13 protein-coding genes and 1 rRNA gene are annotated in these 12,983 nt (G+C 41.2%); 5 read left to right on the forward strand and 9 right to left on the reverse strand.

Features of this window, described 5'->3' with window-relative positions; all coding sequences use genetic code 11:
• The 4 genes from E0409_RS15685 to E0409_RS15700 all read right to left on the reverse strand — a co-directional run.
• Positions 1 to 71, reverse strand: a 16S ribosomal RNA gene (locus tag E0409_RS15685); the annotation flags it as partial.
• Between the two features lie 442 nt (positions 72 to 513).
• Entirely contained in the window at positions 514 to 1,587 is a 1,074-nt protein-coding gene (locus E0409_RS15690; RefSeq protein WP_131292349.1) for a DUF6670 family protein, read from the reverse strand.
• A gap of 39 nt (positions 1,588 to 1,626) precedes the next feature.
• Positions 1,627 to 2,454: a CDP-diacylglycerol--serine O-phosphatidyltransferase gene (gene pssA, locus E0409_RS15695; RefSeq protein ID WP_131292351.1), complete on the reverse strand. Its 828-nt coding sequence runs from the start codon at positions 2,452 to 2,454 to the stop codon at positions 1,627 to 1,629.
• Between the two features lie 45 nt (positions 2,455 to 2,499).
• Positions 2,500 to 3,357: a 23S rRNA (adenine(2030)-N(6))-methyltransferase RlmJ gene (locus E0409_RS15700; protein ID WP_131292353.1), complete on the reverse strand. Its 858-nt coding sequence runs from the start codon at positions 3,355 to 3,357 to the stop codon at positions 2,500 to 2,502.
• 116 nt (positions 3,358 to 3,473) lie between these two features.
• Here E0409_RS15700 and E0409_RS15705 point away from each other — a divergent pair, with 116 nt between their 5' ends.
• Together E0409_RS15705 and E0409_RS15710 are read left to right on the forward strand one after the other, a co-directional pair.
• Complete coding sequence (locus E0409_RS15705) at positions 3,474 to 4,076, forward strand: 2OG-Fe(II) oxygenase (protein ID WP_131292355.1); 603 nt, start codon at positions 3,474 to 3,476, stop codon at positions 4,074 to 4,076.
• Between the two features lie 91 nt (positions 4,077 to 4,167).
• Positions 4,168 to 4,695 (forward strand): hypothetical protein, encoded by a 528-nt coding sequence (locus E0409_RS15710; protein WP_131292357.1) that lies wholly within the window; start codon positions 4,168 to 4,170, stop codon positions 4,693 to 4,695.
• A gap of 75 nt (positions 4,696 to 4,770) precedes the next feature.
• On the opposite strand, the gene E0409_RS15715 is transcribed toward E0409_RS15710, so the two are convergent.
• The 5 genes from E0409_RS15715 to E0409_RS15735 all read right to left on the reverse strand — a co-directional run bounded on the left by E0409_RS15715 (position 4,771) and on the right by E0409_RS15735 (position 9,331).
• Positions 4,771 to 5,028 carry a DUF2789 family protein gene (locus E0409_RS15715; RefSeq protein WP_502699853.1) on the reverse strand — a complete coding sequence of 86 codons (258 nt, stop codon included), beginning with the start codon at positions 5,026 to 5,028 and terminating at the stop codon, positions 4,771 to 4,773.
• Positions 5,029 to 5,149: 121 nt separating this feature from the next.
• Complete coding sequence (locus E0409_RS15720) at positions 5,150 to 5,398, reverse strand: DUF2789 family protein (protein ID WP_131292359.1); 249 nt, start codon at positions 5,396 to 5,398, stop codon at positions 5,150 to 5,152.
• Between the two features lie 167 nt (positions 5,399 to 5,565).
• Positions 5,566 to 6,552 carry a malate dehydrogenase gene (locus E0409_RS15725; RefSeq protein WP_131292361.1) on the reverse strand — a complete coding sequence of 329 codons (987 nt, stop codon included), beginning with the start codon at positions 6,550 to 6,552 and terminating at the stop codon, positions 5,566 to 5,568.
• 169 nt (positions 6,553 to 6,721) lie between these two features.
• Positions 6,722 to 7,378 carry a ribonuclease T2 family protein gene (locus tag E0409_RS15730; RefSeq protein ID WP_131292363.1) on the reverse strand — a complete coding sequence of 219 codons (657 nt, stop codon included), beginning with the start codon at positions 7,376 to 7,378 and terminating at the stop codon, positions 6,722 to 6,724.
• A 33-nt stretch (positions 7,379 to 7,411) separates the two neighbouring features.
• Positions 7,412 to 9,331, reverse strand: a complete 1,920-nt coding sequence (locus E0409_RS15735) for a lytic transglycosylase domain-containing protein (protein ID WP_165541352.1) — start codon at positions 9,329 to 9,331, stop codon at positions 7,412 to 7,414.
• Between the two features lie 409 nt (positions 9,332 to 9,740).
• On the opposite strand from E0409_RS15735, the gene miaB reads away from it, so the two are divergent.
• The 3 genes from miaB to ybeY are packed head-to-tail and all read left to right on the forward strand — an operon-like array spanning position 9,741 to position 12,811.
• Positions 9,741 to 11,195: a tRNA (N6-isopentenyl adenosine(37)-C2)-methylthiotransferase MiaB gene (miaB, locus tag E0409_RS15740; RefSeq protein WP_131292367.1), complete on the forward strand. Its 1,455-nt coding sequence runs from the start codon at positions 9,741 to 9,743 to the stop codon at positions 11,193 to 11,195.
• A 39-nt stretch (positions 11,196 to 11,234) separates the two neighbouring features.
• Complete coding sequence (locus E0409_RS15745) at positions 11,235 to 12,308, forward strand: PhoH family protein (protein WP_131292368.1); 1,074 nt, start codon at positions 11,235 to 11,237, stop codon at positions 12,306 to 12,308.
• Positions 12,309 to 12,328: 20 nt separating this feature from the next.
• Positions 12,329 to 12,811, forward strand: coding sequence for an rRNA maturation RNase YbeY (ybeY, locus tag E0409_RS15750; RefSeq protein ID WP_131292370.1), 483 nt, complete (start codon positions 12,329 to 12,331; stop codon positions 12,809 to 12,811).
• The last annotated feature ends 172 nt before the right edge of the window (positions 12,812 to 12,983 follow it).

A 12,983-nucleotide genomic window follows, 5' to 3' on the forward strand; every position in this document is an offset into this window, starting at 1 on the left:
CCCCGCTCGACTTGCATGTGTTAAGCCTGCCGCCAGCGTTCAATCTGAGCCATGATCAAACTCTTCAGTTTAAAATCAATAGTGCTTTATTCAAAACACCAAATCTGGCTCATCAATTTTCTGACAAATATTTCTCAAATAAACTTCGAGTAATTTCTACCATCAATCAATGAAAATAATTTCGATCGATCAACCGGTAAAAATCCACACAAGTTGTTCTTCATAATCTCTTAATGATCTTCTTGCTACTTCGTCAGCAGCAAGCTAGGTCGGCTATATTACTCTCTATCTCTAAAAAGTCAACAGGTTTTATTGATTATTTTTAAACTCATCCAAGACTTCCAGATTCACACCACTCAGGCTAAATCCTTGTTTCTCAACAAGTTTTAATCAACATCACCGCCGATGGATGTGCATTCTACAGCATTTCAGGTCAGACACAACCCCTTTTCCACATTATTTTAGAAATAACGCTTCGACTGTTTATTTATTCTTCAAAATATAGGGATTTTCTTATTTTTTGCACGCAAAAGGTACTGTGTTGACCAATTCATCACGCATTTTTTCTTCTTTATCTTTTTCCTGCCAGTTCAATGAACGACAATCGATATATTCGCAGTAGCCACTTTCGCCCATTTCTTCATGATGATTAATTTTGATTTGATATTTAAAGCTACCTACATAGCCGGCAGCCAAACCAAATTTAAAATCTCCGCGACTTTGTGCCTGAACTGAAATACAGGTGCCATCTTTTCCTTCATAGCCCCACTCAAATTCACGCGGCAAATACATATATTGTCCATTTGGTGTTTTCACCTTCGGATAAACACGATGGACTTTAAAACGGACATTATCGTCAAACATTTGTGCCATGCCCGTCTTGGCATCCCGTAAATACAAACGGGATTGCACAATGCTATTAAAAGGGTCACGAATTTGTGCTAACAAAAGCTGACGATTATTTTCCAGATTAATAATTTGATAAGTAAAAAATGCTAACGGCAAATAGGAAAAGTTAATCGAACGTGCATATTCGAAACAGCCCATTTGCTGAATTTCAAATTTCTGCCCTTTATAGACAATCCGGCCTTCACATTGACACAATGCAGACCAGTGATCCGCCAAGCCCATACGTAATTTGGTAAAATAAGAAATAATATTACTGGTGGTCACCGATAAATCAAAACTCAGTTCTTTATCTTCGCGCTGAATCCGAAAATGCGGAAAACGTCCTGAAATCAATTCTCGATCTGCAAATTTGAAATATTCTTTTTTAAACTGACATTCTTTTTCTACAGAATAGGAATTTAATTGCCCCCTCATATGTGGGCTGACACTGGCAATAATGGTCGCTGTATCTAAAGCAGTGGAATGAATTGCACTTTCATTGCGAAGCATGGGGACATTGGGCTGACCAATCACACTCAAAAAGTTTAAATAATGTAATGGCGCTGGCAAATTCGGAATCATCAACCCTTGATGAATAATTTTATATCGCCCTTTTTGCGCATGATAAGCCAATTGCGCCTGAGATGGAGCCTGATTGAGTTGTTTAGACTGGTCAAATAAATCTTGAAACAACTGCATATCATGCTCCTTTTTATTTTCAGTATAGAGGTCTCATTTTTATATGGGGGTGTTTTTTCTGGCCATGAATGTCGTTACGAAACCAGAGAGTGCGTAGATAATAGAAATCACTAAAATCCCTACTGGAATATTATAAGTAATCGCGGCAAAGATAAATACAGCGATCGGTAACACCACAAAAGGCACGCGTTTACGGTCAAAAGTCTTAAATGAATAATATTTAATATTTGAGATCATCAACAAGCCGACTGCAACAATAAGTACAGCATTGATGATTTGAATACCGACTTCACGCAAATCAAAAATTGCAGGGAAATCACGTCCAACCCAAACCATGGTGATAATCAAAATGGCGGCTAAGGGACTTGCAACACCAATAAAGTAGCGTTTATCGACCACGCCAATTTGTACATTGAAACGGGCTAAGCGGAATGCCGCACATGCGGTATAAACAAAGCAACATGCCAGACCGATACGACCTAAATCATGCAAGCTCCAGCTATACATCAGAATAGCCGGTGCCACACCAAACGCTAACAAGTCGGATAAAGAGTCATATTGTTCGCCAAAAGCACTTTGTGCGCCAATCGCGCGAGCAACTCGGCCATCTAAACCATCTAACAACGCTGCAAGAAAAATAGCGTAAATCGCTTGGGTAAAATCACCATTCATACTGGCGATAATCGAGTAAAACCCCGACAGCAATGCTGCTGTCGTGATCAGATTCGGCCACAGATAGATGCCACGACGTTTCACCTTTTGTCCCTCATGGGTTTGCTCTTCTTCTTCCACTTCAAAAGTGATGCCATCAAAACTATGTTCATCACGTGTAGAAGATTCACTTTCAGGTTTATTTATACTTGTCATTCTTGTCGATCCTAACTGTAACCGTATCTCTCTTAAAGGTATATCTTATTCGCCAACTAACCAGCGTACAGCGGCATGCCCACCATTTTCACTCATGCGTAAATGCGGGAACAACCATTGTAGTGCTTCATCAGCATCCTCAGAAAACTTCCAAGGTGGATTAATCACAAGTAAACCACAACCATTTAAACCGACTGGGGTGTCATCGGGCCATACACAAATTTCACACACCAATTGACGGCGAATACCGGTTTTCATCATTTTCTTTTCAAAACGATCAATCATGGCACGGTCTTTAATTGGATACCAAACTGCAAAACAACCTGTCGGCCATTTTTTGTGTGCAGCAGCAAGCAATTCTACCAATTGAGGGAAATCTTTACGTTCTAATTCGTAAGGTGGGTCAATCATCACCAAACCGCGTTTTTCTTTCGGCGGAATAACCCCCAACAAACCTTCATAAGCATCACGTTCATGCAGACCGGCACGGCGGTCACGAATATTGAAATACAACTCTTGAAAAACTTCTTTTTGCATTTCGAAGATTGTCGCTTTATCAATATCGCGCATACCTTCTAGTGCAAACCAAGGTGAACCTGGATAAGCGCCTTTGCCTGAACCGGCACGCATATCTTCAACGATTTTAAGATATTGCTTCACACCTTCAGGAGCATTACGAATGATGGAATCATCAAGCTTTACCAAACGATGAATACCGTTTAAAAACTCACCTGATTTTTGTGCAGCAGAGGTAGATAAATCATATTTACCTGCACCACCATGCGTATCGATATAGCGATATGGTTTATCTTTGGCATTTAAACGTGCTAAAAGTTGGAGCAATAACACATGCTTCATAACATCGGCAAAGTTGCCTGCATGGAAATGGTGACGGTAATTCATGTTTCTTTAATTCCTATAATCAACCGACATTTTAGCATGAAAAAATGTTTCATTCCGAAGGATATCTTGCTCTAGAATACGTCACCTTTCTCTAGATTGTATTTGAGTACATGTGTATGGATGCAATTCACCTCCCAAAGTCATGGAATGTTGATCAGATTATTGAAGATTTAGATCAACAAGGTTTTACCCTTATTGACAATGCCTACCCTCAAGACTATGTAGATGCTTTAGTTGAAGAATGCACTTCTAATTTAAATCGTTTTCGCGATGCAGCCATTCAAAATGGTGTCGTCAGCAAAATCCGCAGTGACCATATTCTATGGATTGGCGAAGAACTAGAAATCGCACAACATCACATTGAAACGCTTCAAGAAATCTCTCAACTATTAAACCGTAATTTCTATTTAGGCATACAAGAAGTCGAAGCACATTTTGCCTGCTATAACGCGGGAGAATATTACGCTTTGCATCGCGACAATCCACAGGGTAAAAATGGTCGTATGATTTCTACGGTCTATTATTTACATGAAGATTGGCAAGATGACTGGGGTGGAGAATTGCATCTAGAGGACAAAAACGGGCAATGGCACACCATTCAGCCCAAACCGAATCGCATTGCCATGTTCCAAAGCGATTTATTGCATGAAGTGATTAAAGCCAAGCATCAACGCTTGTCGATTACCGCATGGTTACGTAGTGGTAATGTCTTGTTCTAATTGTTTATTATAAAAGCAGGATGCTGCATTTGCCTTTAAATTCCTGGTTTTGCCCCTATATACTGATTATTCATCAATGAGGTATTGGCTAATGTTTGAAAATACAAAAAAAATTATCGAGCGTATCGGTGAGACAGATCAATTGTATTTGGAAAACAATACGCCGGATCTTGCCTTAGAACGTGCTGATTTACGTTTACAACTGGTGGTGATAAGCAATTCACGTCAAGAACAGATTCATTTTCTGCAAGAGGCCGTGGTTCTTTTAGAGCAGGCACGGATTGAATATGAAGAAATGCCGATGCGTTTGTATTTGAATCTGTCTTTACATCTGGCTAAAGCCTATATGCTGTATTTCGAAATCACCAAGGAACAGCGTTTTGCTTTAATTACCCAGCAGATTTTAAAACCGCTATCGCAACATGAACACAGTGATATCTATTTTTTCCTTGCATATGCATCGGTTTCTAAAAATCAAATCGCATTAACTCGACATTGGTTAACCAAATACAGTAAATCTGCGGACTTTGATTTAGAACTATTACAGCAGCATCCTTCGTTTAGGGTGGTACGTGAAGAAATTTGGTTTGTGAAACTGCTGCAAAGCAAATTGCACTAATTCCACAAAATAAAAAACTCTCCTAAAATGGAGAGTTTTTTATTTGAGTATGCTTTTAAAAAATTTATTCCAATTTTAAGCCATTTGTAATTTATTGGCATTCATATGCAATTGCTGATTCAGCTCATCAATCCAGATGACCCATTCATCCGCATCTTCAACCAGATAACGAATCAGGAATTCACGCTGAGATTTACTCCAGAAAGGTGCATCATGTAAATTTTGATTTGCAGGTAACTGATGGGTACGTATAAAAAGCTCAATGGCTGCAGGGCTATTGGCCAATCCCAACTGCGAAAACAATAATTCTAAGGATGGTTTATTACTCATCATCTTTGCAAACTCCTTATTCGTTAAATTGTCATTTATTATTCAATTAACTTATAAGAAATATCAGAAAAATAATAGTCATCCCTTTAATTATGTTGTTTCAATTTGTGATTAAAAATTTATCTTATTTATGTGGCTGATATTCAGTATGTAATTGCTCATTTAAGATATCCACCACCATCGCCCAGTCATCATCCTTTTTCCAATGACTGATCAGGAAATCATGTTGTGCTGGGGTCCAGAATGGAGCGTGATGCAAAGCGACATCCATCGTCAATTGATGTGTTTCTATGAACTGATCAATGGCTTCTTGGCTCGCGTCGAGTCCCAATTGTTCAAATAAGAGTTCCAATGTAGGTTGCTGATCAAACATGTCATTATCCTTAAGCCGTTATTATTAGTCTTCAAATTAGACTAAAACGCCTAAAAATTCAGTTATTACTGCATCACAGCTTGTTATTTTTTGTTCAACTGTAAATTTCAAGCATAAAAAAAGCACCCCAAATGGAGTGCTTTTTTAACTTAATCTAGAAGATTAAATTATTTAAGCATGTCAGCAATTGCTGCGCGCTCTTCTTCAAGTTCGTTCAACGTGAAGTTGATACGTTCTTGGCTGAACTGGTCGATTTCAAGACCTTGAACGATTTTGTATTCGCCGTTTTCAGTCGTTACAGGGAAACCGAACATCACGCCTTCAGGAATACCATAAGAACCGTCAGAAGGAATACCCATTGTTACCCATTCGCCGTTTGTGCCAAGAGCCCAATCGCGCATATGGTCGATTGCAGCATTTGCAGCAGAAGCAGCAGAAGACAAACCACGTGCTTCGATGATCGCAGCACCACGTTTACCAACAGTCGGAAGGAATGTGTTTGCATTCCATTCTTGGTCGTTGATCATGTCTTTAACGCTTTCACCGTTGATTGTTGCAAAACGGTAGTCAGCATACATTGTTGGAGAGTGGTTACCCCAAACTGTAAGGTTTTTGATGTCTTTAACCGCTTTACCAGTTTTAGCAGCAATTTGAGATGCAGCACGGTTGTGGTCAAGACGTAACATTGCAGTGAAGTTTTTCGCTGGAAGATCTGGAGCAGATTTCATTGCGATGTAAGCATTCGTGTTTGCAGGGTTACCAACAACTAGAACTTTAACGTCACGGCTAGCAACTTCGTTTAGTGCTTGACCTTGACCGATGAAGATTTCACCGTTTACTTTTAATAAGTCAGCACGTTCCATACCTGGACCACGTGGACGTGAACCTACCAATAACGCGTAGTCAGCATCTTTGAATGCAACTTTAGGATCATCAGTACCGATCATGCCTTCTAAAAGAGGGAATGCACAGTCTTGAAGTTCCATCATTACGCCTTTAAGCGCTTGTTGAGCTTTCTCAAAAGGAACTTCGAGCAATTGTAAAATAACCGGTTGATCTTTACCTAGCATCTCGCCGCTTGCGATACGGAATAGTAAGCTATAACCAATTTGACCTGCAGCACCAGTAACGGCAACACGAACGGCTTGCTTCATCTAATTATCTCCAATTGAGGATAGTCAATGCGATTAAATAGTTAGTCCATTTAATCTAATAATCATAAACGCCGAAGATTGTACTCCAATCATTGGACTGATGCATGCAAAAGAGATAGAACTTCAACAAAAGTCTGATAGGAAATATAAATAAAATATGCCGAAAAGCTTAATAAGAACCTTTTATGGTGAAAGAGTTTGGACAATTCGTTTCAACTGTTGTTGGACACTGTTTGTACCGCCCATTAGATTTATAACAAAGTTTGACCTCTGTCAGAATGGGCGTTCCATTCACAGCTGCGCAATTAAACTTAATCGCACTCACAGGCATAGCCGGATTTAAACGTAAAAATTGCAAGCGAAGATTGCTGATATGCATGGTTCGACTTTCAGGACTGGTGAGTTCAGCAGGTACTTTTAGACGTTCTGCATAATTAATTACAGTACGAAAATATTGACTTGCATTCATCGGCACACACCCCCCTATCGCATGCCAGAGCTGAACTCGCGTACTCTCATCCGGCATGATGCGTGCCACGACTTTCGCTTGTAAGGGTGATAAGGCTGCTGAAGCCGCCGTTTTACACTCCGGTTCTGACGTTTCGGGCAATAAACCTGAAATATTAAGAGAATAACCTTCTAAACATTTTCGTTTTTTTGATTTTTGATTATCCAACATACACACCGCAGGCGTCATTTGTACCACCATCACATACCCTTGCACTGGCGCTGCAAAAATATGAGATGAAGACAGCCCCAGTCCTGCACCGCTCACGACGAACAGTGCCAACCTGGTTAAAACTGGCGTGTAGTCAAAAACAATCATTAATAACTCAAACCCCATCAACAAAATTAAAATTTAAGGATTTATTCTCAATGGAATGATATTCATTCTTTTTTCAATAGATTGTGCCCCTTGTCCAAGCAACACCCCATAATGCGTTGCGTTGGTCATCACATGTTTTACATAATCACGTGTTTCCGTGAGTGGAATGGTTTCAGTATATTGATCCGCAGCAATCGACTGCGAATCGGGCTGCCAACGACGTGCCCGGTTTGGACCTGCGTTATAACCTGCTGTGGCCAGAACAGAACTACTGCTCAACTGACTTTGAATCATGGATAAATAAAAGGTGCCATAACGAATATTGGTATTCATATCCGTTAATGCCGCCGGGTTATACGTTTCTCCCATCTGACGTGCTACCAGTTTTGCGGTATCCGGCATAATCTGCATCAGCCCCCCCGCGCCCACATGGGAACGCGCACCGGTATTAAAACGGCTTTCTTGACGCATCAGCCCATACGCCCATGCCGGATCGATCCCTGCATTACGACTATGGCTCACCACATAGTTTTGGTGCGGCATGGCATAACGATATGAATAATTATGTTTATTTTCAGTACGTTCGGCCGCATAGATTGCCCGGTCATACCAGCCCATATCCGTGGCACGTTTCGCTGCAGCGAGCAGTAAGCCATCATCATGTTTTAAATAGGCCTGACGGACCGCCCAGTTCCACTCGCGATTAATATAATTATCCGGTGCATTGACACGGCGTAACGCAAAAGCACGACTAAAATGAATATCCTGGCTTAAGCGCTGCACATCACTATTGGAGGGTTGAACATTATTGGGAATATTGTTGTAACTTTGCCCCAGTTTATCTTTGGCCAATAAATTGTGGTAATCATCACCTTGCGCCAATTTTTTAAAGATTTCCTGTGCAGTACGTTTAGAGTTGGCATCTCCGCGCTGCTCTGATGCACGTGCCAACCAATATTGCCAACGATCTTCCTGTTTTTGGGTCACGCTCATGGCATCAATGGCACGAATTAAACTTTCCCAGCTACTAAAACGAATGGCTTGGCGAGCATAAATTTCCGCTTCTTCTGAACTGAATGGCAATCCATAACTGGCATCCAGATAATTCAGCACTTCACGATTGAAGTTATTTTTCATCACCGTAGTGCCGCCAATATAGCCTACCGCCCGATATAAGGCTTTTTGCACTTGTAGCGGTGTGCCTTGTGCAGCGTTTTGCACTGAAGATATTGCAGTATTTAAATCACTATCTGCTAAACGTCCCATCGCAAAAACTAAATAGGCATGATCAGCAGTTGATGCCTTAGGCGCAGACCATAAGTAATTTAGAGGATTGGCTTGAATTTGATTGAGTTGCGCGAGCGATAAACTCATACCCAAAGTCTGTGCTGTAGCCAAAGCCTGACCAGACTGACCTGCACGAAGCTGTCCCCACAAACGTTGCTGTCTATCCTGCTCGGTCATGAGTGGACTAGAAAGCATCATGCGTCCCAAACCGGTACATGATTCAGGTTGTGAATTGGTGGTGAGCCAAACATCCTTATATTCAGCAAAAACCAGCGGATCGCCTGACTTTGCTCGAACTTGTGCCACTGCACAGCTTTCAGCCTGATCCGGATTGGTCACATACTGCAAAACCGGTTGCGCAGTTGCAAAATCGGCTTGTTTTACTTTTTCTTCGACATAATCCGCTGCCAGTTTTTCAGCCATGGCGGATTGCGGATAACGCTGTGCAAAATTAACAATATTACTGGAAGGTTGTGCAGATAAATTCGCGTTCAGTGACCAATATTCAGGGTAATAACCCAGCACATCATTTTGCATAGAGGCTTGGTATTGTTGTAATAATCCAATATTTCCCGCATTAGCCGCTTGTAAAGCAGCATTAAATTGTTCATCTGCCGCATGGGTAATAGAAACGAAACCTGTCGATGCGAGACTTAAAGCAAGCATTTTATAATATTTTTTATTGATTACCCGATTAAACATATGCTTACCTTCTGTCATATTAGTATTGCCTTGGCCGCACCTAATCATTTTTAACTAGTTTAATTATTATTAAACTACTCTACTGTTCTGTTGTGTAACCTTATGATTAGGCAATATTAATTTTCAAGCATTTTTACTGTATAAATCAATCTTATTGTCAGTTTATTTATATCTATAAGTTTAGCCGCGATTCCTGCTAAAATATGCGCCTTTCTTGTATTCGAATCGCAACTTTTAAAGATTACAGCCAGCATCATCTTCCTGCATGACTTTCAGCTAACTGTTGAAATAAAATAGAAAATACTGCTAGCACTACCCCACGTAGGGGAAATCTTAAATTGCGATTTCATCGATTTATCCTTTAGGAGCCTACATGACGGTTCAAACCTTCATTCCAAATAGTGCCCAAGCTGCTTCAGAAAACACTGTTACCCAGCCACAGCACACCCCAGCCGACGGATCAGTGAAAAAACTGTATATCGAAACGCAAGGGTGTCAGATGAATGAGTATGACAGTCATCGTATGGCAGACCTGTTGGGCGACTCACACGGTTATGTGTTAACGACTGATCCGAAGGAAGCCGATATTCTGCTAATGAATACCTGTTCGATTCGTGAAAAAGCCCAAGAGAAAGTGTTCTCTGAACTGGGTCGTTGGCGCAAACTGAAAGAAAAAAATCCTGATCTGGTGATTGGGGTTGGTGGTTGTGTGGCTTCGCAAGAAGGCGACAACATTCAAAAACGTGCACCTTATGTCGATATGGTTTTTGGTCCCCAAACCTTGCACCGTTTGCCGCAAATGCTGGATCAGCATAGCGATCAAATTGAAAAACCAAAGAAAGATAAAATCAAGCTGGTGGATATTTCATTCCCAGACATCGAAAAATTCGACTTTTTACCTGAACCGCGCGTTGAAGGTTACAAAGCTTTTGTTTCGATTATGGAAGGCTGTTCAAAATACTGTTCTTTCTGCGTGGTGCCTTATACCCGTGGTGAGGAAGTCTCGCGTCCTTTAGATGACGTACTGGCTGAAATTGCCGGTCTGGCTGAAAAAGGCGTGCGTGAAATTTCACTTCTCGGCCAGAACGTCAATGGTTACCGTGGTGAAACGTTTGAAGGCAATATCTGTACCTTCGCCGATTTACTGCGTTTAGTCGCTGAAATTCCGGGGATTGGTCGTTTGCGTTATACCACTTCACATCCGCTTGAATTTAATGATGACCTCATTCAATGCTACCGTGATTTACCACAAATGGTTTCACATCTGCATTTGCCCGTACAAAGTGGTTCAAACGATGTATTGAAAGCGATGAAACGTAACCACACCATCGATGTCTATATCGAAAAGATTAAAAAGTTACGTGCAGTCCGCCCTGATATGCATTTATCTTCAGACTTTATTATTGGCTTCCCAGGCGAAACCGACGAAAACTTTGAAGAGACCTATCAATTCATTCAAGATTTGGATTTCGACCATTCATATAGCTTCATCTATTCAAAACGTCCAGGTACACCAGCATCTGAATTACCAGACAGCACCCCTGAAGATGTGAAAAAAGAACGTCTTGGCAAAGTACAAAAATGGATCAAGCGTTCAAGCATTGATAAAACAGATGCCATGCTGGGAACGATTCAACGTGTCTTGATTGAAAATGTTTCTGACAAGGATCCGAACCTGCTGGTGGGTACGGCCGACAACACCCGTTATGTCTCCTTTATTGGTGATCCGGCTTGGGTTGGGCGTTTTGCAGAGATTGAGATTACCGAAATTAAAACTTTAAATTTTGTTTACGGTGAGCTATTGAATCTTGAGCCTGACGTGGCGTAATGTAAGGTGATCAGTAAGATCATTTTATAAGGAATTCTCTTGACTGCAGCGATTCGACGTACAGTAAATTTTCCTGGTGTTTCAATGGAGCGTTTAAAAGGCATGCTGGGTGCTTATAACGGTCACTTGAAACAAATCGAACAACGTTTAGATGTCCAAATTTCCCATCGAGGTGATGTATTTTTCATCGATGGGGAGCTCGATGCAGTAGAGAGAGCTGAAACCCTCTTGATGCGTCTGTATGAAGAAACTGAAATTAGCCAGCAAATTAGCGCTGACACATTGCATTTGATGATTCAGGGCAGTCAAACTGACCGTGAATTACAGATTGATGAACACCAAGAACATACCGGACTGGATGAAGTCTGGTTACAAACCCGTAAAGGTCGTATTAACCCGCGCGGCGCGAACCAAAAACGCTATGTGCAACGTATTTTACAGAGCGATATTTCATTCGGTATTGGTCCTGCCGGGACAGGTAAAACTTATCTGGCCGTGGCAGCGGCAGTCGATATGCTGGAACGCAATGAAATTCAGCGTATCCTGCTTGTGCGTCCTGCGGTTGAAGCCGGTGAAAAACTCGGTTTTCTACCGGGTGATTTAAGCCAGAAAATCGACCCCTATTTACGCCCCCTTTACGATGCCCTGTATGAAATGCTGGGCTTTGAAAAAGTCGCCAAACTGATTGAACGTCAGGTGATTGAAGTCGCGCCCCTCGCCTATATGCGTGGTCGTACCCTGAATCATTCTTTCGTCATTCTAGATGAGGCACAAAATACCACTCCTGAACAGATGAAAATGTTCCTGACCCGTTTAGGTTTTGGTTCTCGTGCAGTGATTACCGGTGACGTGACTCAGGTCGATTTACCGCGTGGTCAGCAATCAGGTTTATCACACGCTTTACGTGTGATTGATAAAATTCCGGAAATTCATATTACCCGTTTCCACTCTCGTGATGTGGTGCGTCATCAATTGGTACAAAAAATTGTTGAAGCCTATGAGGGTTGGGACAGTGAACAACAGCGTTTAAGTGCTGAAGCTCGGGCAGAACGTAAAGCGCGTCAAGAGGCCTTAATCGCTGAAAATGATGCTGCTGCCGATGCACAGCAGTGAGCTTTAAATAAGGATTCATTTTGAAACTTAGTCTTTCCCTACAACAGGACTTTCAAGCCCCTGAACTGGTCTTGAAACGTGCCTACATTAAAAAAGTTGTAGAAACAGCTTTACGTTATATCGGTACACAAAGTAATTGCGAAATCGGCATTGCCTGTGTCGATAATGACGAAAGTCATAAGCTTAATCTGGAATATCGTCAAAAAGATAAACCCACCAATGTGTTGTCTTTCCCAAGCGACATTCCAGATGAAATGGCTGAATATTTAGATGCCTTCCCCATTGGTGATTTAGTGATTTGTATTCCTGTGGTTTTGCAAGAAGCCATTGATCAGAACAAAACACCAATTGAGCATTTCACCCATATGCTGGTTCATGGCACATTGCATTTAATGGGTTATGACCATGAAACTTCAGATGAAGACGCTGAAGAAATGGAAGGTCTGGAAATTCAGATTTTAGCAAAGTTAGGTTTTGAAAATCCTTATACCGAGCAAGATTAAAATTCATTCAATAAAAAAGCGGGCTGAGGCCACTGCTGTCCCATAGTTTGATTTAAATAAAAAAACCTGAGTCCGAACAGTTAAAATATGAGTGCAAACAAACACTTTAACGACCAGGATTCAGGTTTTGTCACATCAGAATACCGTATTTCATCAGTTAATTAAACCAGTC

The organism is Acinetobacter sp. ANC 4862, assembly GCF_004336635.1.
Taxonomy (GTDB): domain Bacteria; phylum Pseudomonadota; class Gammaproteobacteria; order Pseudomonadales; family Moraxellaceae; genus Acinetobacter.